Below are 21,639 nucleotides of genomic sequence, written 5' to 3'. Positions count from 1 at the left end.
TCAACAAAAATCCAGCCTGATTTTGTGGCAAAGGTCAGGCGCTATGACCAGATATCAAGATCAAGCGATTGTGTGGTTCTGGCCCCTTCACGAAGTCGGCGGAACGGTTCATGCTTGAACAATGCTGAGGCGCGCCGTGACATCGCGTAGCCCGGGCCTGCAGGATGGAGATTGCCATGACAGCATGCATCGTCGGCTGGGCGCATTCGCGCTTCGGCAAGCTCGAAGGCGAGACGCTGGAGAGTCTGATCACCAAGGTCGCAACCGAAGCGCTCGATCATGCCGGCATCGGTCCGGACGAGGTCGACGAGATCGTGCTTGGCCACTTCAATGCCGGCTTTTCCGCGCAGGATTTCACCGCAAGCCTGGTCCTGCAGGCCGACGACCGGCTGCGCTTCAAGCCGGCAACCCGCGTCGAGAACGCTTGCGCGACTGGTTCGGCGGCGGTCAGGCAAGGCATCCGCGCCATCGACGCCAATGCGGCCCGTATCGTGCTCGTGGTCGGCGCCGAGCAGATGACGACAACGCCCGGCCCAGAGATCGGCAGGAACCTTCTCAGGGCCTCGTATCTGCCCGAGGAGGGCGACACGCCGGCAGGATTCGCCGGCGTTTTCGGCAAGATCGCGCAAGCCTATTTCCAGCGCTATGGCGACCAGTCGGACGCGCTGGCGATGATCGCCGCCAAGAACCACAAGAACGGCGTCGACAATCCCTATGCGCAGATGCGCAAGGATTTCGGCTACGAGTTCTGCCGGCACGAGAGCGAGAAGAACCCATTCGTCGCTGGGCCTCTGAAACGCACCGACTGCTCGCTGGTTTCGGACGGCGCCGCAGCCCTTGTCCTTGCCGACACGGCGACGGCGTTGAAGATGCGCCGCGCGGTCGCCTTCCGTGCCAACGAGCATGTGCAGGATTTCCTGCCAATGTCGAAGCGCGACATCCTTGCCTTCGAAGGCTGCGAGCATGCCTGGAACCAGGCGCTGAAGAAGGCGGGCGTGACGCTCGACGATCTGTCCTTCGTCGAGACGCATGACTGCTTCACCATCGCCGAGCTGATCGAATATGAGGCGATGGGCCTGGCGAAACCGGGTGAGGGCGCGAAACTGGCGCTGGATGGCGAGACGGCGAAGGACGGCCGGCTGCCGGTCAATCCGTCCGGCGGGCTGAAGGCCAAGGGTCATCCAATCGGCGCTACCGGCGTGTCGATGCACGTGCTGAGCGCCATGCAGCTCGTCGGCGAAGCCGGTGGCATCCAGGTGCCGGGCGCCAAGCTCGGCGGCATCTTCAACATGGGCGGCGCCGCAGTCGCCAACTACGTTTCCATTCTCGACCGGATCAGATAAAAGCGGCCCGCATTACAGCGCCCCGCGCCCCGTTAGGGCGCGCAAAGGACGCTGTAACACTTTGATTTTACGCGTGATCCTTTTCGAAAATCGATTCCGATTTTCGAGGTCATGCGTTAGCGGGGAAATCATGACAAATCCGGTTCTGGTCGAAGTTTTGCGCGGCGCTGTGGTCGAGAGCGCGCATCGTGGCGCCGTTGCGGTTTTCGATGCCGACGGCAACTCGGTCTGGGAAATCGGCGATACGGCCCGCCCGGTATTTCCGCGCTCGGCGGTCAAGGCTATCCAGGCGCTGCCGCTGGTCGAAAGCGGCGCCGCCGACGCGTTTGGCTTCGGCGACCGCGAACTGGCGCTTGCCTGCGCCTCGCATTCCGGCGAGCCGGCGCATGTCGAACTGGCGCGGGCGATGCTGGCGAAAGCCGGACTGGACGAGGCGGCGCTGGAATGCGGCGCGCATTGGCCGTCGAGCCATGATGCGACGGTTGCGCTGGCCAGCGCCGGCACCTTGCCAAACGCGCTGCACAACAATTGCTCAGGCAAGCATGCGGGCTTCCTCTGCACCTGCGTTCACGCCGGTATCGCCCATCGCGGCTATGTCAAATCAGGCCATGCCTCGCAGGAGATGGTGCGCGATGCGATGCAAGCGGTGACCGGGGCCGCCCATGACATCGATCATTGCGGCACCGACGGCTGCTCGATCCCGACCTATGCCGTGCCGCTACGCAGCTTCGCGCTCGGCTTTGCCCGCATGGCGACCGGCGTCGGCTTTGAACCCGTGCGCGCCAAGGCCGCAAAGCGGCTGCTTTCCGCCTGCATGGCCGAGCCCTTTCTGGTCGCCGGCACGGGCAGGGCTGATGTTACGCTGATGGAGGCCGCACCCGGCCGGATTTTTGTGAAGGGAGGGGCCGAAGGCGTCTATTGCGCGGCTTTGCCCGAGCTTGGCCTTGGCGTGGCGTTGAAATGCGATGATGGCGCTGGCCGCGCGGCGGAAGTCATGGTCGCCGCCGTGCTGGCCAAGCTCCTGCGGGCGGACAGGGCGCTGGCGGCGAAGCTGATCGAGCAGGCAAATCCACCCATCCAAAGCCGGGTCGGCGCCAAGGTTGGCGCTGTCAGGCCCACCGCCGCATTGAGCTGAGAACGGCATTCAGCTCACATGATTGCGCTCGATGGTCAGATGCGCATAGCCGGCATTGCCTGATGAGGCGAGGTCGCCGGTCACCGGCTCGGCCCAGCGGTGGCCGACGATCGCGCCTTTTTGGGCGCCGTCGATGACATTGTCGGAGATGACCGCCGTCCCGGCGCCCTCGACTACGGTGACGGCGATGCCGGTTCCGGCTTTGCGGATGACGTTTGCGGTAGCGACCACATTGCGCATGAACGGCCCCCAGCCGATGTGCATGCCGTAGAGCGGCGCATTCTCGACGACGTTGCCGGAGACGGTGGTATCGGCCTCGACGTTGATACCGATGCCGAAACCGGGCGAATCGGCAGGATAGGGGCCGCTGGTCGAGAGATTGCGGACGATGTTTCCTGAACACACGCCCATACGGCCGCCTTCGTTGAAATTGACGATCGAGATGCCGTTGGCGGCACCGTCGATGATGTTGTTGCAGAGGATCGCCCCCTCGAACGAGAATTCGGAATACACGGCGGTCTCGCCCGACCGCGAGCAGGTGTTGCCGGTGATGTGCAGATTGCTGGCGCTGTTGGCGCGGATCGCCGAAAACGCGCAGTCCGAGACGATATTGCCCGAGATGATGACGTTGCCGGCGCGGAACGCATTGATGCCGTTGCCGCTCTGGCCGGTTCCGCCGCTACGCGCCTGAATACGCTCGACGCGGTTGCCGCTGACGATCGTGCCGTCCTCGGCCGCTTGCCAGCGGTGCACGAGGATGCCACCATTGGCGCAGTCGGACACAGTGTTGCCTGATATCGCCAAGCCGGTGGCTTCGACCGAATAGATGCCGGAGTCGGCAGCGCCTGATATTTCCGAGCGCTCGATGCGGCCCGAAGCGTGCTCGATCGCCAGGCCGTTCTTGCCGCTGCCTGATATCTGGCAATTGTCGATGACGAGGTGGGCGGCGCGGCGCAGGTCGAGCAGTCCTTGCGCGTAGTCGCCCATCCAGCGGTTGGTGCCGTCGAACACCAGCCCGGTGAATTCGATGTGCTCGGCCTGTTCGGCCATGAGCAGATGGCCGTTGCCGCCATAGACGATCCGCGATGCACCCGGCACGCCGGAAAGCCTGACACGGCTGGGCAGCGAAAGGTTGGATACAACATAGGTTCCCGGCGGCAGGAACACCGGCATGTCGCGGTCGTTTGCGTTGCGCAGCAGCCGGGCGAAGGCCTTGCTCTGGTCGTCAAGCGCGCCGGGATGCACGCCGAGGTCAGCAGCATTGATCGAGCCGCGCATCGAGGCATTGTCGATACCTGGCAGGCTGGCCGCCGCTGCCTTGCCGAGCGAGAGGCCCATGACGGCAAAGCCGGCGGTCTGCGTAAGCAATTTTCGTCTGTTCAACATCGGCACAGATTCCCAGCGTTCGGCCATCGCACCGCAGGAATCGTGCCAGGCCGGATCGGCCCCGGCTCGGTTTGCGGCAATGGCTTGTGAAGTCGCCGCGCGAGGCATAAGTTCGATTAATGAGCAGAGCCTTCACGCGCGAAGAGGATAGCGAAAACGCCATTGCCGGCATCGGCGAGCGGCCGATCAGCCATCACCGCAATCTGGTGACGGAACGCGGCCTGGCGATGATCGACGCCGAACTGGCTGCCCTGCGCGATGACCTGGGCAGGGCGGAGAAGAGGGCCGATCGCGAGCGCATCGCGCTCATCTCGCGCGACCTGCGCTACTGGACCGCGCGGCGTGAAAGCGCCGAGCTTTCCGTGCCGGAACCGGGCAGCGACCTGGTTCGCTTCGGCATGGGCGTCACGCTGGAAGGCGATGACGGCAGGAAGGTACACTGGAAGATCGTCGGCGAGGATGAAGCCGATCCGGCCAAGGGCACAATTTCACATGTTTCACCGATGGCCCTGGCCTTGTACGGCAAGAGGATCGGCGAAATTGCCGTGGTGAACGGCAAGGAATGGGAGATCGTCAAGCTCTCCGACAATTAGTCCTCGACCTTGATGACATGGTCGCGGAAGAATGCCGCCGCGCCGGCCTCGTCGATCTCGCCGGCGGCAACGCCCATGACGAATTCGTAGACCGTGCCGTTGTCGGCCGTCAGCGTATAGCCGTTGACAATCAGGAACGCGCCGGCGGCGACGATGGCAGTGCGCTTGTTGCCGTCGACAAAGGCGTGATTTCTGGCGATGCCGAAGATATAGGCCGCAGCCAGATCCTCGATCGATGGATCACCATAGTTCGCCTTGTTCTCGGCGCGAGCGAGCGCCGATTCAAGAGCATTCTCGTCTCTCAAACGCTGCGCGCCACCATGCCGGCGCAGCTGCTCCGCGTGCATCGCTTCCACGGCGCGCCGGCTCAGGAATTGCAAGCTCATTCGGCGAGCTTCTGAAGCGCGACCTTGTATTTGTCCATCACCTCGCGGGCAGCTTTCATTTGCCGCTCGAAGTTATCGTCCACCGGCTTCAGCGCAAGGCCGTCACCTGTTTCAACGATTTGAAGCTGGTCGCCAGCCTTCAGGTTCAGACGATCGAGAAGCTCCCTCGGCAGGATCACCCCTTCGGAATTGCCGATCTTGCGGATGGTCGTGTTCATAGCGCTGCACCCTTGTTGCAACACATATTATAACGCGACCTGCTCTCCGTTACAACGGATATTATAACAGGCTCAGCCGACTTGCAGCAGCCGATCGATCAGCCGTTCCGCCGCTTCAGGGATGACTGTGCCCGGCGGGAAGATTTCCGCGGCACCCGCCTGCAGCACGGCATCGTAATCCTGCGGCGGGATGACGCCGCCGGCGACGATCAGCATGCCGTCGCGCCCGAGCTTCTTCAGCGCATCCTTGAGTTCGGGAATGAGCGTCAGGTGCCCCGCTGCCAGCGACGAGGCGCCGACGATATGCACGTCATGCTCGACCGCGAGCCTGGCGATCTCTTCCGGCGTCTGGAACATCGGCCCGACGGTGACGTCGAAGCCGAGATCGGCAAAGGCAGTGGCGATGACCTTCTGGCCGCGGTCATGGCCGTCCTGTCCCATTTTGGCAACGAGAATGCGCGGCTTGCCGCCGGATTTCTCCTCGAACGCCACGATCTTGTCCTGTAGCCGGTCCACCACCGGACTGTCGCCAAGCGCCTTGCGATAGATGCCGGAGATCGTCTGGACCGAGGCGACATGGCGGCCGAAGACCTTTTCCAGCGCGAGCGAAATCTCGCCGACCGTGGCGTTGGCGCGTGCGGCGCGAACGGCGAACTCCAGCAGATTTTCGCCGCTCTCCGCAGCGCGGCTCAGCGCATCCAGCGCGCTCTCGACCGCGCCGACGTCGCGTGTGCCTTTCAGCCTTTGCAGCTTCGACAATTGTCGCGCTCTGACTTCGGCGTTGTCGATCTTCAGCACGTCGACCTCGATATCAGTCCCGGGGCGGTGGGCATTGACGCCGACCAGTATCTGCTCACCGGAGTCGATCCGTGCCTGCGTGCGCGCGGCAGCCTCTTCGATGCGCAGCTTGGGTATGCCTTTTTCGGTTGCGGCGGCCATGCCGCCCAGGCCCTCGATCTCTTCGATATGGGCAAGCGCGCGCGCCGCCAGATCATGTGTCAGCCGTTCGAGATAGGCAGAGCCGCCCCACGGGTCGATGATGCGGGTGGTGCCGGATTCCTTTTGCAGGATCAACTGCGTGTTTCGGGCGATGCGAGCCGAATGGTCCGTCGGCAGCGCCATCGCCTCGTCGAAGGAGTTGGTGTGCAGCGATTGCGTATGACCCTGCGTCGCCGCCATTGCCTCGATCATGGTGCGGACGATGTTGTTGTAGGGGTCCTGCGCCGTCAGTGACCAGCCCGAAGTCTGGCAATGGGTGCGCAGCGACAGCGAGCGCTCGTCCTTCGGCAAGAAGTTCTTCAGCATCAAGCTCGACCACAAAAGGCGCGCCGCCCTCAGCTTGGCGACTTCCATGAAGAAGTTCATGCCGATCGCCCAGAAGAACGAAAGGCGCGGCGCGAAGCGGTCGATATCGAGACCGGCGGCGACGCCGGCGCGGGCATATTCGATGCCGTCGGCGATCGTATAGGCGAGCTCGAGGTCGGCGGTCGCTCCTGCCTCCTGCATGTGATAGCCGGAGATCGAAATCGAATTGAACTTCGGCATGTGCTGCGAAGTGTAGGAAAAAATGTCGGACACGATCCGCATCGAAGGCTTTGGCGGATAGATGTAGGTGTTGCGCACCATGAACTCTTTCAGGATGTCGTTCTGAATGGTCCCGGCGAGATCCTTCTGCGCAACCCCCTGTTCTTCCGCCGCCACGATGTAGAGCGCCATGATCGGCAGCACCGCGCCGTTCATCGTCATCGACACCGTCATTTCATCAAGCGGGATGCCGTCGAAGAGCTGGCGCATGTCGAGGATGGAATCGATGGCGACGCCGGCCATGCCGACATCGCCGGCAACACGCGGATGATCGCTGTCGTAGCCGCGATGCGTGGCGAGGTCGAAAGCGACCGACAGTCCCTTCTGGCCGGCCGCAAGGTTGCGCCGGTAAAAAGCATTCGACTCTTCCGCCGTCGAGAAGCCGGCATATTGCCGGATCGTCCAGGGCTGCTGGACATACATGGTCGGGTAGGGGCCGCGCACGAATGGCGGCAGGCCCGGATAAGTGTCGAGATGCGGCAATCCCTTGAGGTCGCCCTGGTTATACAGATGCTTGATGGCCAGACCTTCCGGCGTCATCCGTTGGCCCTTGACCTCGACCGGCGCCCGGCGCGGCGTCGACCAGCCGACTTGGCTGAAATCCGGGATCATGTTGCTATTCCGATCGATTGATCGATGCGGATCGGAAACAGCGGCTCGCACACCGCCACGCCTTCCGTGAAGGCGGGTCGCGGCTCTGCCGCCAGCGTCTCGACCGGACGTTCGGTCTTCGACGGGTGATGCGTCGTGCCGATGATGGCCCGCTCGTCCGCCTGATAGGCAGCATTGCGGCGGGCGGAGGCGGCCTGAACCCGTTTCTGGATGTGTCCTTGCTGCAGGCTGGACAGCACGCCTCCTTCCGCCTCGATCCGCTGGAATTCTTCCCAGGCCGCTTCGCAGAGTTCGGCGGTCAGTGCTTCGACGGCGCCCGAACCGCAAGCAGGGTCGACGACATGATCGATATGGCTTTCGTTGGCCATGATCAGTTGCGTATTGCGGGCGACACGGCGGGCAAAGCCCGCCGGCAGGCCATGCGCTATCGTATGCGGCAGGATGGAGATCGAATCCGCCCCGCCGGCCGCCGCGGCAAAACCGGCAATGGTGCTGCGCAGGATGTTTGTCTCCGGGTCTGCCAAAGTCATCATTCGGAAGGACGTCTCGGCATGGATGTTGGCGGTAGAGGCGGAAATCGAGCATGCCTCCTGAACACGCGCCCACAGCCTGCGCAGGGCCCTGACCTTGGCCATCGACACGAACTGGTCCTGGTCGACGCTCAGCGCAAAGCCGATATGGGGCGCCGCATAGACAAGCGGCTGGCGCGCCTCCTCGAACATCCGGAGATAGGAGACCGCCGAAGCCATCATGGTGCCCAGCTCCTGCGCTTCGGTGGCGCCGGCATTGTGGAAGACGCGCCCGTCTGCCTCCAGCAGAACCCCGGGCACGCCCATCGAGAAAAAATGCGCCAGGGACTGCGGCATCGACGCCTGCAGGGCTTCGATCGACATGCGCAACCGGCCGGTTCCGGCAAATATCGCCGCCGGATCGATGCCGAATGAAAGGTTGAGCTTTGCCGGATCTGACCGGCGCTTGCTCAAGAACGCAACCAGCCAGTCGGCCACGGCGCGGCTCCAGGGATGGGCGTCGATGCGGACCTGGGTGCGATTGAGCGGCACACCGTCCAGCACGGTCTCCAGCGCCTCGGCAGTCCTCGGCAGACCGTAGCCGAACGCATTCGGCGCGCCTTCGAAGACAAGCGACAATCCGGTGGCGCCCTGTGCGACGTCTTCCAGGGCCTGGGCTTTGGCGCGGCCGATATCCGGATCGTCGATACGCTGGCTGACGATCCACGGCGATCTCGGATTTGCCCGCGCGAGAGGCTCTGCGGTGACCGAACGATCATAGAGCGGCTCGATGCGGATCGCATCGTCCGTATGGGACACGAGCTTTTCCTCGAAGGATCCGCCGGCCAGGGCTTTTTCCGCAAGGGCCAGCCACCGCTGCCGGTCAGGGTTCGGAAGTTCGGCATCGTGGTTCAAGGCACCGGCGCCCATCCGCTCTCCTCGTCTTATCGGCCGCATCGGCCTGGAACGTCAGTCTACGGTTCCCAGTCGCAGATCACAATGCAACACGCTTCCTGCGACAGTGAACCGTCAACCGATTGCCAAACATGCGCAAAATCCGCAAGCTCCAAAAAACTCAATTTCGACCATGGCCATTGTCGCTGCGCAATGGCGTCATTATACCTGCGGCGAGCCCGGTTACTTTCAATAGATCAGGGCGTTCAACACTTCAGGTTTGCGGAGACCCGACACATGGCTGACGACACCAGTATTTTCATAGGGGCCAGCCGCAAGCCTGATGACAGCTACCAGCGCGCCGAAAATCTGCTGCTTCAGTATGGCAATCGCCACGGCCTGGTCACCGGTGCGACCGGCACCGGCAAGACCGTGACCTTGCAGATTCTGGCGGAAGGTTTCTCCAATGCCGGCGTGCCGGTCTTCTGCGCCGACATCAAGGGCGACCTGTCCGGTATCGCCATGATGGGCACGGCACAGGATTTTCTGGTCAAGCGCGCCGAGCAGGTCAAGCTCGATCCTTATGAATTCCAGGAGTTTCCGGTCATCTTCTGGGATCTGTTCGGCGAGCAGGGCCATCCGATACGCGCCACCGTCTCGGAAATGGGGCCGCTGCTTCTGTCGCGGCTGATGAACCTCTCCGAGGCACAGGAAGGCATCATGAACATCGCCTTCCGTATCGCCGACGAGGAGGGCCTGTTGCTGCTGGATCTGAAGGATCTGCAGGCGCTTCTTGCCAACATTGCCGATCGCGCCCAGGAAATCGGGGCTCGCTATGGCAATGTCACCAAGCCTTCGGTCGGCGCTATCCAGCGCACCTTGCTGGTCCTGGAGCAGCAGGGGGCGACGAATTTCTTCGGCGAGCCGGCGTTGCGGATCGCCGACATCATGCGCACCACCCGCGACGGGCGCGGCGCCATCAGCGTGCTGGCCGCCGACAAGCTGATGGCGAATCCCCGGCTCTATGCGACATTCCTTTTGTGGCTGATGTCGGAGCTGTTCGAGGAACTGCCTGAAGTCGGCGACCCCGACAAGCCAAAGCTGGTCTTCTTCTTCGACGAGGCGCACCTTCTGTTCGACGATGCGCCGAAGGTGCTGATCGACCGGGTCGAGCAGGTGGTCCGCCTGATCCGCTCGAAGGGCGTCGGCGTTTACTTCGTCACCCAGAATCCGCTGGATATCCCTGAAACGGTTCTGGCCCAGCTCGGCAACCGGGTGCAGCACGCGCTTCGCGCCTACACGCCGCGGGAGCAGAAGGCGGTGAGGACGGCCGCCGAGACGTTCAGGCCCAATCCCGACTTCGACTGCGCGACCGTGATCACACAGCTCGGCACTGGCGAGGCGTTGGTCTCGACGCTGGAAGCGAAGGGCGCTCCTTCGATGGTCCAACGGACGCTGGTTCGCCCGCCGTCGTCACGACTTGGTCCGATCACGCCTGACGAGCGCCGCAAGCTGATCACTGAGAGCCCGGTTGCGGGGCAGTACGACCAGACCATCGATCGCGAATCGGCTTTCGAGATGCTGCAGAAAAAAGCCAAGGACGCTCTGGACGCAGAGGCGCAGCAGCAGGAGAGCGGCCGCTCGCGCTGGACCATTCCAGGCTTCGGCAATGACGATCCCGCCCCCCAGACCACCGGCCGAGCACCGGCGCGGCGCGCATCCAATCGCCAGACGGTGGCGGAGGCGGCGATCAAATCGGTGGTTCGTTCGGTCGGCTCGTCCGTGGGACGGGCGATCGTGCGCGGCATTCTCGGCAGTCTCGCCAGGGGGCGCTGAGAGCATCGGACCCAAAAAGGTGGGAATCGGCCGGGCGCCGAGTCTGAAAAATCCCATCACGGCACACGTCATTTCAGGTTGGCCCTAGCTGAATTGCCGCAAATGCAGAACCGGGTGGCCATTGTGAGGAGACTCCTTATAACGGTTGATGAGATTGCGATAACCAAGGGGAGACGATGCGTTACATACGTCCGCTTTCAATCGAAGACGCCGTTGGCCAGTTGACCGGCTCGTCCGGCACAGCCGCCATTCTCGCCGGAGGCAGCGACCTGCTGGTGAGGATGAAAGGCGGCTTCATCGAACCCGAGCTGATCGTCGACATCAAGGCGATCGATGGGCTCAGCGAAATCAGGGAAACGGCGGAGGGCTTCAGCATTGGTGCCGCGGTCCCCTGCGCTGCATTGGGAGAGAACGCGGCCCTGAAGACAGCATGGCCTGGCGTCGTCGAAGCGGCTAAGCTGATCGGCTCCAAGCAGGTACAGGGGCGCTGCACCATCGTCGGCAATCTCTGCAACGCCTCGCCGGCCGCCGATAGCGTGCCGGCGCTGGTGGCCGCCCACGCCAGGGCGTTGGTTATCGGGCCCGGAGGCAAGCGCACAATCCCAGTGGAAACCGTGCCGACCGGGCCGGGCAAGACGTCGCTCGCCAAGGGAGAGATCATCGAGGCGATCCTGCTCGACAGGCGCGCGCCGCGCTCCGGCGATGCCTATCTGCGTTTCATTCCACGCACGGAGATGGACATCGCCGTGGTCAGCGCCGGCGTGAACCTGACGCTCGATGAGCAAGGTGTCGTCAAGGCGGCCCGCGTGGCCCTGGGCGCCGTGGCCGCGACGGTGCTGCTGGTCGAGGAGGCCGCCGAGGCCCTCATCGGCAGGAAGATGGACGAAGCAGCACTTGAGCGGCTCGCCAAGGTCTGCGCGGGGGCCTGCCGTCCGATCGACGACAAGCGCGGCACCGTCGAATTCAGAAGAAAAGTTGCGGGTGTGCTGGCCAGGCGGGCCGCCATGACCGCCTATGCACGTGCAGGAGGCAAATGATGGCCGGCGTAGCAGTCTCAACGACAATCAACGGCGACAATTTCGAATACCTTTGCCAACCGGACGAGACGCTGCTCGATGTGCTGCGCGACCGCCTCGGCCTGACCGGTGCCAAGGAAGGCTGCGGCACCGGCGACTGCGGCGCCTGCAGCATCATCCTCGACGACCGGCTGGTGTGCTCGTGCCTGGTGCTTGGCGCGGAGGCCGAGGGCCGGCGCGTCGAGACCGTCGAAGGCATGGCGCATGGCGACACGCTGCATCCGCTGCAGCAGAAGTTCCTCGAACACGCAGCACTGCAATGCGGCATCTGCACGCCGGGCTTCCTGATTGCGGCCAAGGACCTTTTGGCCAAGAACCCCGACCCGACCGAGGAGGAAATCCGCTTTGGCCTCGCCGGGAATCTCTGCCGCTGCACCGGCTATGACAAGATCGTGCGCGCCGTCCAGGACGCTGCCAGCGTGATGAAGGGAGCCTGACGATGAATTTCGATCCACGTTTCGCGGGGCGCAATTTCACATCCGTCGGCACTCGCCCCATCCGTCCCGACGGCGTCGACAAGGTGACGGGCCGCGCCCGCTACGGCGCGGATTTCAACATGGCCGGCCAGCTGGTCGGGCGTGTTCTGAGAAGCCCGCACGCCCACGCCACGATCAGGAAGATCGACACGTCGAAGGCGGAGAAGCTCCCCGGCGTGAAGGCGGTGATCACCGCCGCCGACCTGCCTGACCTCACCGATGGCGATGCCGCCATGTACGACATCCTCGACAACTGCATGGCGCGCAAGAAGGCGCTCTATGACGGCCATGCGGTGGCCGCGGTCGCAGCGGTCGACGCCCGCATAGCGAGGCAAGCGCTGAAGCTGATCGAGGTCGACTATGAGGTGCTGCCGCATGTGACCGATGTCGACGAGGCGATGAAGCACACGGCACCCCTGCTCAACGACGCGATCTTCACCGAGGGCCTTGAGGAGAAGCCCGTCAAGCCTTCCAACGTCACCAAGCGCACCCAGTATGGCCATGGCGACATCCATGAGGGTTTCGGCCAGGCCGATTTCGTCGTCGAACGTTCCTTCAAGACCGAGCAGACGCATCAGGGCTATATCGAGCCGCATGCCTGCGTGGCCAATGTCAGCTCCGACGGGACCGCCGACCTCTGGGTCTGCACGCAAGGGCATTTCGTCTATCGCCAGCATTGCGCCCAGTTGCTTGGCATGGAAGCCTCGAAGCTGCGCGTCACCTCGTCGGAGATCGGCGGCGGTTTCGGCGGCAAGACTCATGTCTGGGCCGAGCCGGTGGCGCTGGCGCTGTCGCGCAAGGCTGGCCGGCCGGTTAAGTTGGTCATGACGCGCGACGAGGTGTTCCGCGCCTCTGGGCCGACAAGTGCCACCTCGATCGACGTCAAGATCGGTGCCCGCAAGGACGGCACGATCACCGCAGCCGAGGCGACCTTGCGCTATTCCTGCGGCCCCTATGCCGGCATGTGGGCCGAGATCGGTGCCATGACCGCGTTTGCCTGCTACAGGCTCGAGAACGTCAAGACGGTCGGCTATGAAGTTCTGGTCAACCGGCCGAAGACCGCCGCCTATCGCGCGCCGTCAGCGCCGATGGCTGCCTTCGCGGTGGAGAGCGCAATCGACGAACTGGCCAAGGAGATCGGCATGGACCCGGTCGAATTCCGGATCAGAAACGCCGCGCAGGAGGGCACCAGATCGTCCTACGGCCCGGTATATGGCCCGATCGGCATCGGCCCGACGCTCGAAGCGGCGAAGAACCACCCGCACATGAAGGCTCCGCTCGGCAAGAACCAGGGCCGCGGCATGGCTTGCGGCTTCTGGTTCAACTTCGGCGGCCAGACCTGTACGGACCTCAACATCGGCATGGACGGCTCGGTCTCGCTTGCCGTCGGAACCGTTGACGTCGGCGGCTCGCGCGCTTCGCTGTCGCTGGTGGCCGCGGAAGAACTTGGCATCGCCTATGAGCAGGTCAAGGCGGTGGTCGCCGATACTTCCAGCCTCGGTTACAATGATATGACGGACGGCAGTCGGGGCACCTTCTCGTCCTCTATGGCGACGATCTCGGCCGCCCGCAACGCGATCAAGGTCCTGCGGGAACGCGCCGCGCAGATGTGGGACATTTCCGTCGACGACGTGGCCTGGGAACAGGGCCATGCGGTCGCCAAGGGCGAGAAGCACGGCAACCTCGGAAAACTGTCGCTGAAGGAGATCGCGGCCGAGTCGGGCAAAACTGGAGGGCCGATTGCCGGCCACAGCGAACTCGTCGCCGATGGCGCGGGCGTCTCCTTCGCCACCCATATCTGCGATATCGAGGTCGATCCCGAGACCGGCGCCACGAAGGTGCTGCGCTACACCGTCGTCCAGGACGCCGGCAAGGCGGTGCACCCGACCTATGTGGAGGGACAGTACCAGGGGGGCGCCGCGCAAGGCATCGGCTGGGCGCTCAACGAGGAGTATATCTACGGCAAGGACGGGCGGCTTCAGAATGCTGGCTTCCTCGACTACCGCATCCCGGTCTGCTCGGACCTGCCGATGATCGACACGCAGATCCTCGAGATCCCCAACCCCAACCACCCTTACGGGGTGCGCGGCGTCGGCGAGACATCGATCGTGCCGCCGCTGGCGGCGATCGCCAATGCGGTGTCGAACGCCGCGGGCGTGCGGATGACGCATATCCCGATGTCGCCGCCGCGCATCCTGGCGGCGATCGAGGCCGAACGGGCAGGCTGATGGTTGAAGTGACGCTCTGGGGATCGCTTGGCGCGGCCGCCGGAGGCAAGAACAAGGTCGACATCGAAGCAAAGGACATAAGGGAGCTGTTCAGGAAGCTGGCTGAACAGTATCCCGGCCTGGAGCCCTTGATCGATCGCGGCATTGCCGTCGCCATAGACGGGACGATCTATCGCGATACCTGGTCGAAGGAATTGCCAGAAGGTGCTGAAATTTTCCTGCTGCCGCGTCTTGCCGGAGGATGACTGGACAACCGTGTTGACCTGCCATGTAGGCTCGAGAAACCTCGGTTATTCACGAGAGTTCTTGGCCAGTTCAGCCGGCGAGTTCGGCTCCTTTTTGATGACTGCTTCTGGGCCGAAGCAGGATTGGCAGCTTTGAGGCTTGATTTCTTGGAAGCGGACCTTCAGCCTTCCGCGGGCCTCGACGTGGTCCGAACCTGAGCAGCCATAGCGCATTTGCGCAACTGGACGCGGTAGCGCCAAGATAGATGTGGCGGCCGACGGCATCCGCTGTGGTCTTGTCTCTGCCGCTACATCACGATGAAGCCGTTCGGTTAGGCATGCTCCCTGTGGCGCGACACCTTCTCGCGGTTTCCGCAAGTCCGCATGCTGCACCAGCGGCGTTTCCCGCCTCGCGACGTGTCCAGGAAAAGCCAGCCGCAGCGCGGACAGGAGCGCAGCCTTTCCCGCGACAGGGTGAAGAAGGCTTCCACCGACAGCACGGCCAGGAAGGCCGTGACGGCGGCCGGGTTCCGCCACTCGACCAAAGTGAGTTCCGGTCGCGCGTCGGTCGGTAAGATGGACCCGGCGGCAAGCCCGCTTGCCGCACCGGAAAACAGGAAGCTCAGCGCCTCCATCGCGGGGGGCCGGCCCGCGGCGATCGCCCCGAAGACCCGGGCCGACGCCTCCCGCACCGCGTGGACCCGTTCGATGAGCGGTTCGCCCGTTATGCTGGCGACCGCTTCTGCCTGGCGAGCATCTGCAAGCCCCGATGCCTTGAACCAGTTTCCGATGTCCCGGGCGGATTTAAGCAGTTCGTTATCCTGCTCGGGCACCCGCCGATTGAACACGGCGTTCGCCAGGTCGAGGGCGGGGTGCCCGCCAATGAAGTGCTCCTGCACCCATTGCGTATGTGCGTTCGCCACGGAACCTAACCTCGTCTGACCTGTTATCCGGTTACAAGCACTGTAACCGCTATAATATGGAAATCCGGTTTCGAGGCCAGGGCGATGTCACGTCCGGCACGAGAAGGAGGAATGAGAGATGCAAAACCATCACCACAAGACCCGCCACGAGACCATCGATGTCAAAGGCCTGGACATCTTCTACCGGCATGCCGGCGACCCGGCGAGGTCGGCGATCCTGCTGCTGCACGGCTATCCGACCTCGTCTTACATGTATCGCAACATCATCGAGCCATTGGCGGAAACCGCCTATGTCCTTGCGCCGGATCTGCCTGGTTTCGGCTACTCCTCCGCGCCATCCGCCGATGCCTACGACTACACGTTCGAGAACATTGCCGACACGATCGACGCGTTCCTCGCTGCGCTGGACCTCGAGGGATTCTTCCTGTTTATCCACGATTTCGGCACCCCGGTAGGCTATCACCTCGCAACACGCCGGCCGGACCGCATCCGTGGTCTGATCGTCCAGAACGGCAATGCGCATGAGGAGGGGCTGGGGCAGGGATGGGACGCCCCGAAGGCGTTCTTTGCCGACCCGACCGAGGAGAACAGGGCCAGGCTCCCCGACTGGATGAATTTCGAGACGACCCGATACCAGTATGTCGGAGAGCAGCCGGAGCGCCTGGCGTCTCTCTATCCTCCCGAGGGTTGGCATCTCGACTGGGAGCGTCTGTCGCGGCCCGGAATCATCGATATCCAGTTCAAGATCTTCTCCGATTACGGGTCGCACATTGCGCGTTTCCCGACCATCCGGGCCTACCACTCCGAGCATCAGCCGCCGTGCCTTCTGCTTTGGGGTAGGCACGATCCCTTCTTTGATATCAACGAGGTCATGGCATACAACCGCACCCTTGATGCGCTGGAGATCCACGTCTTCGAAAGCGGACACCAGCTTTTGGAAACCCATCATAGAGAATGCGCGGCTCTTGTGAGCCGCTTCATGCTCGACGTGGACGCCGGCGTGTTTCGAGATTCCGCCAATTGACGGCGGCAGAGAACTCGGCGGGGTGCGTGAATGCTTTGGCGTGTCCGGATCGACAGTGAGAAGGGCGAATGTCCGCTCCTCCAGCACTTTCGACCAGCTCAGAAAATCGAGTCCGAGATTGTTCTGGCCGCGCCGAGCAGGATCGATCCTTCCGGCACGCCGTCATCGATCGGAATGGCCTTCCGGTTTGCTGGGGCATCCATCGGTTCACCGATACCGGAGGTAACGATCACCGGCGCCTTGCCGGGCACGCGGTCGTAGAGATCGATAATGTCCTGATTTATCAAGCGAACGCAGCCAGATGACACCGATTTACCTATGGAGTTCCACTCCGGCGAGCCGTGCAGGCGGTAAAGTGTGTCCTGGTTGCCCTGGAAGAGATACAGCGCACGCGCGCCGAGCGGGTTCGTGAGGCCGCCGGGCATGCCGCCATTGTCGGCGCTGTATTTTGCGAGCTCAGGCTGCCGGGCAATCATTTCGTCCGGCGGGGTCCATTTCGGCCATTTCTGCTTCCATTGGACGACGGCGTCGCCCGACCATTCGAAACCGGCACGACCCAGTCCGACGCCATAACGGATGGCTTGTCCGCCCGGACGCACGAGATAGAGGTGGTGGCCGGCCGTATCGACGACGATGGTGCCGGGCCGTTGGCCGGTCGGATCGGGAACGATCTGACGCAGAAATTGCTCGTCGATTTTCTCGAACGGTATGCCCGGGAGGTCGAACCCACCGTCGCTGACCGGAGCGTACATTGTTGCATAGTCCAGGAGCGGCGGCTCGACACTGACTGGCGGCGGAGGCTGAACCGGCTGCCCTCCCACCGTGGTGCAGGCGGAAACCGCAATCGAGGCGGCGCCGAGCGCAGCGGCGTTGAGAAAGCCGCGACGGCTCAGGCGATAGGATTCGATTTCGGTTGTGGACATGGTTGCCTTTTTTTAGGTCTCAAATCGAAACAAAACATGAATACGCCGATCACTACGGCGCCAGCCCTACCAATGCCCCGGCGCGATAGGCGGTTCCGATTCTGGCCTGAGGGTGGACAAACAAAGGCAAAGCTGTGACGGCGCCGCCGCTGTTGCACCGAGGCAACAGGCCTACGGCGCCGCGTCCATTTGGACGCGTAAAGGACGCTGTGGCACTTTTACTTTGCCCACGATCCTTTCCAAAAATCGATTCCGACTTTGGGGTCATGCGCTAGCCTCCGGCCAACAGGCCTTCGAGCGAGGGCAGGATCAGGGCCGGCGGAAAGTCCCGGTATTCCTCGGGCTGGTTGGAGCGGTTGATCCAGACTGTCCGGAAGCCGAATTTGGTCGCGCCTGCGACGTCCCAGCGGTTGGATGACTGAAACGACACCGCGCCCGGATAGAGGCGCCAGCCTGTCGTGATCATGTCGTAGACCGACGGATCGGTCTTGAAGCGCCTGACGGCATCGACGGAATAGATGTCGTCTAGAACCTGGTCGAGCGCGGCGGATTTGACCGCCGCTTCCAGCATTTCAGGCGAGCCGTTGGAGAGGATCGCCAGTCTCGCGCCCGATGCCTTGAGCGCCTTGAGCACGGCCGGCACCTCCGGATAGCAGTCGAGCCGCCAATAGGCGTCGAGCAGCTTGGCCCTGAGCCCCTTGTCTGCGGAGGGAACCTTACGCAAGGCGAAATCGAGCGCCTGCTCGGTGAGTTGCCAGAAATCGGCGTAGGCGCCCATCAGCGTCCTCACCCAGGAATATTCCAGCTGCTTGGCGCGCCAGATCTCCGAAAGCAGCTGGCCGTCTGGCCCGATCTGGTCGGCATGACGGCGTACGGCGGCATGCACGTCGAACAGCGTGCCGTAGGCGTCGAAAACGTAAGCCGCATGGTGCATGATGACAGTTTTGCGGCGAGGCAGGGCAAGGCGCAAGCACAGATTGCAGTTCACATAGCGCTGGCCTCAACAAATCTCAGCGATGCCCGTTGACGGCAGACCCCAAAGCATCTTCCATTGGCGACACAGGACAGCTCTGAAACGGAACCAAGCGATGACACTGGCGACTGCGGCGCAATCCGCGACATGGACCTTCGTGGACGGCGACTGGCACGAAGGCAACGTCGCCATTCTGGGGCCGCGCAGCCATGCCATGTGGCTCGGCACCAGCGTGTTCGACGGCGCCCGCTGGTTCGAGGGCGTCGCCCCCGACCTCGACCGCCACGCCGCGAGGGTGAACGCCTCGGCGATCGCGCTCGGCCTCAAACCATCCATGAGCACCGAAAAAATTGTCGGGCTAACCTGGGACGGGCTGAAGAAGTTCGACGGCAAGACGGCGGTCTACATAAGGCCGATGTACTGGGCCGAGCATGGCGGCTATATGGGCGTGCCGGCAGATCCGGCCTCGACCCGTTTCTGCCTTTGCCTCTACGAATCGCCGATGATCTCGCCGTCGGGCTTTTCGGTCACCGTCTCGCCGTTCCGGCGCCCGACCATCGAAACCATGCCGACCAATGCCAAGGCCGGTTGCCTCTATCCCAACAACGGCCGTGCCATCCTCGAAGCCAAGATGCGCGGCTTCGACAACGCCTTGGTGCTCGACATGTTGGGCAATGTCGCCGAGACCGGAACCTCGAACATTTTCCTGGTCAAGGACGGCCATGTCCTGACGCCGGCGCCGAATGGCACGTTCCTGTCCGGCATCACCCGCTCGCGGACGATGACGCTGCTTGGCGAGTACGGGTTCAAGACCACCGAGAAGACGCTGTCGGTGCGCGATTTCCTCGAAGCAGACGAGATATTCTCGACGGGAAACCATTCGAAAGTCGTGCCGGTCACCCGCATCGAGGACCGCAATCTACAACCCGGGCCTGTAGCCAAGAAGGCGCGCGAACTCTATTGGGATTGGGCGCATTCGACTTCGGCCGGCTGACTGGCTAAAAAGGGAACCGGCGCTTCATTCCGGAGTTGCTCCACATCAATCCAGACCTATGTTAGTCCGGTATCGACACCGGATTTTTTCCACGAGGAGTACGACCGATGGCTTTTGAACTGCCCGCCTTGCCCTATGACTACGAGGCCTTGCAGCCTTACATGTCGAAGGAGACGCTGGAGTACCATCACGACAAGCACCACAAGGCCTATGTTGACAACGGCAACAAGCTGGCTGCCGAAGCCGGCCTGGGCGATTTGTCGGTCGAAGACGTTGTAAAACAGTCCTTCGGCAAGAATGCCGGGCTCTTCAACAATGCCGCCCAGCACTACAACCACATCCACTTCTGGAAGTGGATGAAGAAGGGCGGCGGCGGCAACAAATTGCCGGGTGCGCTGCAAAAGGCGTTCGACAGCGACCTTGGCGGCTACGACAAATTCAAGGCGGACTTTATCGCCGCCGGAACCACCCAGTTTGGTTCGGGCTGGGCCTGGGTTTCGGTCAAGGACGGCAAACTGGCAATCTCGAAGACCCCGAACGGCGAGAACCCGCTGGTCCATGGCGCGACGCCGATCCTGGGCGTCGATGTCTGGGAGCACTCCTATTATATCGACTATCGCAACGCCCGGCCGAAATATCTCGAAGCCTTCGTCGACAGTCTCATCAACTGGGACCATGTCCTTGAGCTCTACGAAAAGGCCTAGACCTGATCGATTTGCAGAAAAGCCCCGGAAAGCCGGGGCTTTTCTTTTGGCGCAAGCTCGGCCGCTTTTTCCAACACAGAACGACTGTCGCAAAAATTCACATAAGAGTGAGGCGAATTTCCGGAATTTTTAAGCCACCTTTGCCGTTATCGATCAGTTCCGACCTTCACCCGAACATCTTCACCATGGAGCCAGTTGAATGAGAAAGCTTATCCTCGCCATCTCGATGCTCGCCTTCGCCGGTTCGGCGGCGTTTGCCGATCCGATCCAGGACCGGCAGGCCCTGATGAAGGAACGTGGAAAGATCGCCGGCCAACTGTCGAAAGTTGTCAAGGGCGAGGCCCCCTACGACGCCGCCGCCGTGCTGACGGCGTTGCAGGCGCTGCAGGCCAACGCGGAGAAATTCCATGCCAACGTCGACACTTTTTTCCCGGCGGGCAGCGACACCGGCGACACCACGGCTGCTCCCAAGATCTGGGAAGATATGGCCGGCTTCAAGGAGGTTGAGGGCAAGTATCTCGCCAACGTCAAGGCTGCGGCGGCCGCCGCCCCTGCCGACGTCGATGCCTTGAAGGCGCAGTTCAATACCATTGGCGGTGATTGCGGCACCTGCCACCAGACCTACAGGATAAAGAAGGGCTGATAGCGGGCGATGCGCCTGCTGAAAAAACTCGTCGGCGCGACCCTTCTTCTAGGCGCCGCCGGCGCAGTTGCCGGCTGGTTCCTGTCGGCGCCGGTCAGGCTAGACCCTGAGACCCTGGCGCAGCTCGGCCCCGGCGATGCCGCCAGGGGCAAGCGCATTTTTTATGCCGGCGGCTGCACGTCCTGTCATGCGAAGCCAGGCTCGCAGGGCGATGCGCGCCTTCAACTGGCCGGCGGTCTCCAACTCAAGACGCCGTTCGGCATCTTCGTGCCCCCGAACATCTCGCAGGATGCCAAGGACGGTATAGGCGCCTGGTCGGTGGAAGACCTCGCCAACGCCATGCTGAAGGGTGTGTCGCCGGGCGGCGAACATTTTTACCCCGCGTTTCCCTATTCATCCTACGCGCGCATGAAGCCGACCGATATTGCCGATCTCCATGCCTTCATGAAGACGCTCCCCGCTGTCGCCGGCAAGGCGCCGCCCAATGCGCTAGGATTCCCGGTCAACATCCGTCGCGGCATCGGGCTGTGGAAACGTCTCTATTTGGGCGATCAGCCGGTGGTTTCCTTTCCGGACGGGACGCCGCAGCCGGTGCTGGCAGGTCGTTATCTGGTCGAAGGGGCTGGCCATTGCGGCGAATGTCATACGCCGCGGGATTTCATGGGTGGCAGCAAGAAAAGCCAGTGGCTAGCGGGTGCTGCGGCCGCCGAAGGCAGCGGCATCGTCCCGAACATCACTTCGGGCGAAGGCGGGCTCGGTGACTGGTCAGAGACCGATATCGCCTACTATCTCGAAACCGGCTTCACGCCGGATTTCGATTCCGTGGGTGGCGCCATGGTCGATGTGCAGAGAAACATGGCCGAGCTGACGCCCGAGGACCGGGCGGCGATATCAGCCTATCTGAAGGCCATACCGCCGCATCCCAACGGCTATCCGGCACGCAAGTAGCCTTCGA

General features: G+C 62.8%; 22 protein-coding genes and 1 tRNA gene. 14 read left to right on the top strand and 9 right to left on the bottom strand.

What is annotated here, in order from left to right; all coding sequences use genetic code 11:
• Positions 1-176 precede the first annotated feature (176 nt).
• Both EJ075_RS00410 and EJ075_RS00405 read left to right on the top strand, forming a co-directional pair.
• Complete coding sequence (locus tag EJ075_RS00410) at positions 177-1,343, top strand: acetyl-CoA acetyltransferase (protein WP_126102943.1); 1,167 nt, start codon at positions 177-179, stop codon at positions 1,341-1,343.
• Between the two features lie 130 nt (positions 1,344-1,473).
• Positions 1,474-2,478, top strand: a complete 1,005-nt coding sequence (locus EJ075_RS00405; protein WP_126102942.1) for an asparaginase — start codon at positions 1,474-1,476, stop codon at positions 2,476-2,478.
• Between the two features lie 9 nt (positions 2,479-2,487).
• Here the strand turns inward: EJ075_RS00405 and EJ075_RS00400 are convergent, their stop codons facing one another.
• On the bottom strand, positions 2,488-3,864 hold the full coding sequence (locus tag EJ075_RS00400) for a TIGR03808 family TAT-translocated repetitive protein (RefSeq protein ID WP_126102941.1): 1,377 nt from the start codon (positions 3,862-3,864) through the stop codon (positions 2,488-2,490).
• Positions 3,865-3,983: 119 nt separating this feature from the next.
• Here EJ075_RS00400 and greA point away from each other — a divergent pair, with 119 nt between their 5' ends.
• Positions 3,984-4,457 (top strand): transcription elongation factor GreA, encoded by a 474-nt coding sequence (greA, locus tag EJ075_RS00395; RefSeq protein WP_126102940.1) that lies wholly within the window; start codon positions 3,984-3,986, stop codon positions 4,455-4,457.
• On the opposite strand, the gene EJ075_RS00390 is transcribed toward greA, so the two are convergent.
• From EJ075_RS00390 to EJ075_RS00375, 4 genes are all read right to left on the bottom strand, one after another.
• Complete coding sequence (locus tag EJ075_RS00390; protein ID WP_126102939.1) at positions 4,454-4,843, bottom strand: type II toxin-antitoxin system death-on-curing family toxin; 390 nt, start codon at positions 4,841-4,843, stop codon at positions 4,454-4,456. The genes greA and EJ075_RS00390 overlap by 4 nt on opposite strands.
• Complete coding sequence (locus EJ075_RS00385; RefSeq protein WP_095486518.1) at positions 4,840-5,061, bottom strand: AbrB/MazE/SpoVT family DNA-binding domain-containing protein; 222 nt, start codon at positions 5,059-5,061, stop codon at positions 4,840-4,842. Before EJ075_RS00385 ends, EJ075_RS00390 begins: the two co-directional genes overlap by 4 nt.
• 72 nt (positions 5,062-5,133) lie before the next feature.
• Positions 5,134-7,257 carry a methylmalonyl-CoA mutase gene (scpA, locus tag EJ075_RS00380; protein ID WP_126102938.1) on the bottom strand — a complete coding sequence of 708 codons (2,124 nt, stop codon included), beginning with the start codon at positions 7,255-7,257 and terminating at the stop codon, positions 5,134-5,136.
• A complete protein-coding gene (locus EJ075_RS00375) occupies positions 7,254-8,696 on the bottom strand; it encodes a methylmalonyl-CoA mutase subunit beta (protein ID WP_126102937.1) in 1,443 nt (480 codons plus the stop codon). Before EJ075_RS00375 ends, scpA begins: the two co-directional genes overlap by 4 nt.
• Positions 8,697-8,957: 261 nt before the next feature.
• Here EJ075_RS00375 and EJ075_RS00370 point away from each other — a divergent pair, with 261 nt between their 5' ends.
• The 5 genes from EJ075_RS00370 (at position 8,958) to EJ075_RS00350 (ending at position 14,521) form a co-directional block, all read left to right on the top strand.
• The gene (locus tag EJ075_RS00370) at positions 8,958-10,496 is read left to right on the top strand and encodes a helicase HerA-like C-terminal domain-containing protein (RefSeq protein WP_126102936.1); all 1,539 of its coding nucleotides are present in this window, start codon (positions 8,958-8,960) and stop codon (positions 10,494-10,496) included.
• 176 nt (positions 10,497-10,672) lie between these two features.
• Entirely contained in the window at positions 10,673-11,533 is an 861-nt protein-coding gene (locus tag EJ075_RS00365; RefSeq protein ID WP_095486522.1) for a xanthine dehydrogenase family protein subunit M, read from the top strand.
• Positions 11,533-12,009, top strand: coding sequence for a (2Fe-2S)-binding protein (locus tag EJ075_RS00360; RefSeq protein WP_126107184.1), 477 nt, complete (start codon positions 11,533-11,535; stop codon positions 12,007-12,009). The genes EJ075_RS00365 and EJ075_RS00360 overlap by 1 nt, the downstream gene beginning before the upstream one ends.
• A 2-nt stretch (positions 12,010-12,011) precedes the next feature.
• Complete coding sequence (locus tag EJ075_RS00355; protein WP_126102935.1) at positions 12,012-14,276, top strand: xanthine dehydrogenase family protein molybdopterin-binding subunit; 2,265 nt, start codon at positions 12,012-12,014, stop codon at positions 14,274-14,276.
• The gene (locus EJ075_RS00350) at positions 14,276-14,521 is read left to right on the top strand and encodes a MoaD/ThiS family protein (protein ID WP_095486524.1); all 246 of its coding nucleotides are present in this window, start codon (positions 14,276-14,278) and stop codon (positions 14,519-14,521) included. The genes EJ075_RS00355 and EJ075_RS00350 overlap by 1 nt, the downstream gene beginning before the upstream one ends.
• Positions 14,522-14,832: 311 nt before the next feature.
• Here the strand turns inward: EJ075_RS00350 and EJ075_RS00345 are convergent, their stop codons facing one another.
• Positions 14,833-15,423 carry a CGNR zinc finger domain-containing protein gene (locus tag EJ075_RS00345; protein ID WP_095486525.1) on the bottom strand — a complete coding sequence of 197 codons (591 nt, stop codon included), beginning with the start codon at positions 15,421-15,423 and terminating at the stop codon, positions 14,833-14,835.
• 118 nt (positions 15,424-15,541) lie between these two features.
• Between EJ075_RS00345 and EJ075_RS00340 the strand changes: the two genes are divergently transcribed.
• A complete protein-coding gene (locus EJ075_RS00340; protein WP_126102934.1) occupies positions 15,542-16,447 on the top strand; it encodes an alpha/beta fold hydrolase in 906 nt (301 codons plus the stop codon).
• 98 nt (positions 16,448-16,545) lie between these two features.
• Here the strand turns inward: EJ075_RS00340 and EJ075_RS00335 are convergent, their stop codons facing one another.
• The 3 genes from EJ075_RS00335 to EJ075_RS33025 form a co-directional block, all read right to left on the bottom strand.
• The gene (locus tag EJ075_RS00335) at positions 16,546-17,370 is read right to left on the bottom strand and encodes a L,D-transpeptidase (RefSeq protein ID WP_095486527.1); all 825 of its coding nucleotides are present in this window, start codon (positions 17,368-17,370) and stop codon (positions 16,546-16,548) included.
• 271 nt (positions 17,371-17,641) lie between these two features.
• Positions 17,642-17,941, bottom strand: a complete 300-nt coding sequence (locus EJ075_RS33030) for an HAD-IA family hydrolase (protein ID WP_164547004.1) — start codon at positions 17,939-17,941, stop codon at positions 17,642-17,644.
• Positions 17,904-17,982: transfer RNA gene (locus EJ075_RS33025), tRNA-Phe, on the bottom strand. Before EJ075_RS33025 ends, EJ075_RS33030 begins: the two co-directional genes overlap by 38 nt.
• Before the next feature lie 268 nt (positions 17,983-18,250).
• Between EJ075_RS33025 and EJ075_RS33020 the strand changes: the two genes are divergently transcribed.
• From EJ075_RS33020 to EJ075_RS00310, 5 genes are all read left to right on the top strand, one after another.
• On the top strand, positions 18,251-18,397 hold the full coding sequence (locus tag EJ075_RS33020; protein WP_164547003.1) for a hypothetical protein: 147 nt from the start codon (positions 18,251-18,253) through the stop codon (positions 18,395-18,397).
• Positions 18,398-18,458: 61 nt separating this feature from the next.
• Complete coding sequence (locus tag EJ075_RS00325; RefSeq protein WP_126102932.1) at positions 18,459-19,337, top strand: branched-chain amino acid aminotransferase; 879 nt, start codon at positions 18,459-18,461, stop codon at positions 19,335-19,337.
• Positions 19,338-19,444: 107 nt separating this feature from the next.
• The gene (locus EJ075_RS00320) at positions 19,445-20,041 is read left to right on the top strand and encodes a superoxide dismutase (RefSeq protein WP_126102931.1); all 597 of its coding nucleotides are present in this window, start codon (positions 19,445-19,447) and stop codon (positions 20,039-20,041) included.
• Positions 20,042-20,240: 199 nt separating this feature from the next.
• The gene (locus EJ075_RS00315; protein WP_095486530.1) at positions 20,241-20,684 is read left to right on the top strand and encodes a cytochrome c; all 444 of its coding nucleotides are present in this window, start codon (positions 20,241-20,243) and stop codon (positions 20,682-20,684) included.
• 9 nt (positions 20,685-20,693) lie between these two features.
• Complete coding sequence (locus tag EJ075_RS00310; RefSeq protein ID WP_126102930.1) at positions 20,694-21,632, top strand: cytochrome c; 939 nt, start codon at positions 20,694-20,696, stop codon at positions 21,630-21,632.
• Positions 21,633-21,639: the final 7 nt, after the last annotated feature.

The organism is Mesorhizobium sp. M6A.T.Cr.TU.016.01.1.1 (assembly GCF_003952585.1).
GTDB classification, from domain to species: domain Bacteria; phylum Pseudomonadota; class Alphaproteobacteria; order Rhizobiales; family Rhizobiaceae; genus Mesorhizobium; species Mesorhizobium mediterraneum.
The sequence above is the reverse complement of the archived record's forward strand: the minus strand, read 5'-3'. Positions and strand labels throughout refer to the sequence as shown.

Bases quoted from the DNA above. Each gene is read 5' to 3' on its own strand.
- EJ075_RS00410 (WP_126102943.1), top strand. From the start codon at position 177: ATGACAGCATGCATCGTCGGCTGGGCGCATTCGCGCTTCGGCAAGCTC.
- EJ075_RS00405 (WP_126102942.1), top strand. From the start codon at position 1,474: ATGACAAATCCGGTTCTGGTCGAAGTTTTGCGCGGCGCTGTGGTCGAG.
- EJ075_RS00400 (WP_126102941.1), bottom strand. From the start codon at position 3,864: ATGTTGAACAGACGAAAATTGCTTACGCAGACCGCCGGCTTTGCCGTC.
- greA (WP_126102940.1), top strand. From the start codon at position 3,984: ATGAGCAGAGCCTTCACGCGCGAAGAGGATAGCGAAAACGCCATTGCC.
- EJ075_RS00390 (WP_126102939.1), bottom strand. From the start codon at position 4,843: ATGAGCTTGCAATTCCTGAGCCGGCGCGCCGTGGAAGCGATGCACGCG.
- EJ075_RS00385 (WP_095486518.1), bottom strand. From the start codon at position 5,061: ATGAACACGACCATCCGCAAGATCGGCAATTCCGAAGGGGTGATCCTG.
- scpA (WP_126102938.1), bottom strand. From the start codon at position 7,257: ATGATCCCGGATTTCAGCCAAGTCGGCTGGTCGACGCCGCGCCGGGCG.
- EJ075_RS00375 (WP_126102937.1), bottom strand. From the start codon at position 8,696: ATGGGCGCCGGTGCCTTGAACCACGATGCCGAACTTCCGAACCCTGAC.
- EJ075_RS00370 (WP_126102936.1), top strand. From the start codon at position 8,958: ATGGCTGACGACACCAGTATTTTCATAGGGGCCAGCCGCAAGCCTGAT.
- EJ075_RS00365 (WP_095486522.1), top strand. From the start codon at position 10,673: ATGCGTTACATACGTCCGCTTTCAATCGAAGACGCCGTTGGCCAGTTG.
- EJ075_RS00360 (WP_126107184.1), top strand. From the start codon at position 11,533: ATGGCCGGCGTAGCAGTCTCAACGACAATCAACGGCGACAATTTCGAA.
- EJ075_RS00355 (WP_126102935.1), top strand. From the start codon at position 12,012: ATGAATTTCGATCCACGTTTCGCGGGGCGCAATTTCACATCCGTCGGC.
- EJ075_RS00350 (WP_095486524.1), top strand. From the start codon at position 14,276: ATGGTTGAAGTGACGCTCTGGGGATCGCTTGGCGCGGCCGCCGGAGGC.
- EJ075_RS00340 (WP_126102934.1), top strand. From the start codon at position 15,542: ATGCAAAACCATCACCACAAGACCCGCCACGAGACCATCGATGTCAAA.
- EJ075_RS00335 (WP_095486527.1), bottom strand. From the start codon at position 17,370: ATGTCCACAACCGAAATCGAATCCTATCGCCTGAGCCGTCGCGGCTTT.
- EJ075_RS33030 (WP_164547004.1), bottom strand. From the start codon at position 17,941: ATGCTGGAAGCGGCGGTCAAATCCGCCGCGCTCGACCAGGTTCTAGAC.
- EJ075_RS33020 (WP_164547003.1), top strand. From the start codon at position 18,251: ATGCACGTCGAACAGCGTGCCGTAGGCGTCGAAAACGTAAGCCGCATG.
- EJ075_RS00325 (WP_126102932.1), top strand. From the start codon at position 18,459: ATGACACTGGCGACTGCGGCGCAATCCGCGACATGGACCTTCGTGGAC.
- EJ075_RS00320 (WP_126102931.1), top strand. From the start codon at position 19,445: ATGGCTTTTGAACTGCCCGCCTTGCCCTATGACTACGAGGCCTTGCAG.
- EJ075_RS00315 (WP_095486530.1), top strand. From the start codon at position 20,241: ATGAGAAAGCTTATCCTCGCCATCTCGATGCTCGCCTTCGCCGGTTCG.
- EJ075_RS00310 (WP_126102930.1), top strand. From the start codon at position 20,694: ATGCGCCTGCTGAAAAAACTCGTCGGCGCGACCCTTCTTCTAGGCGCC.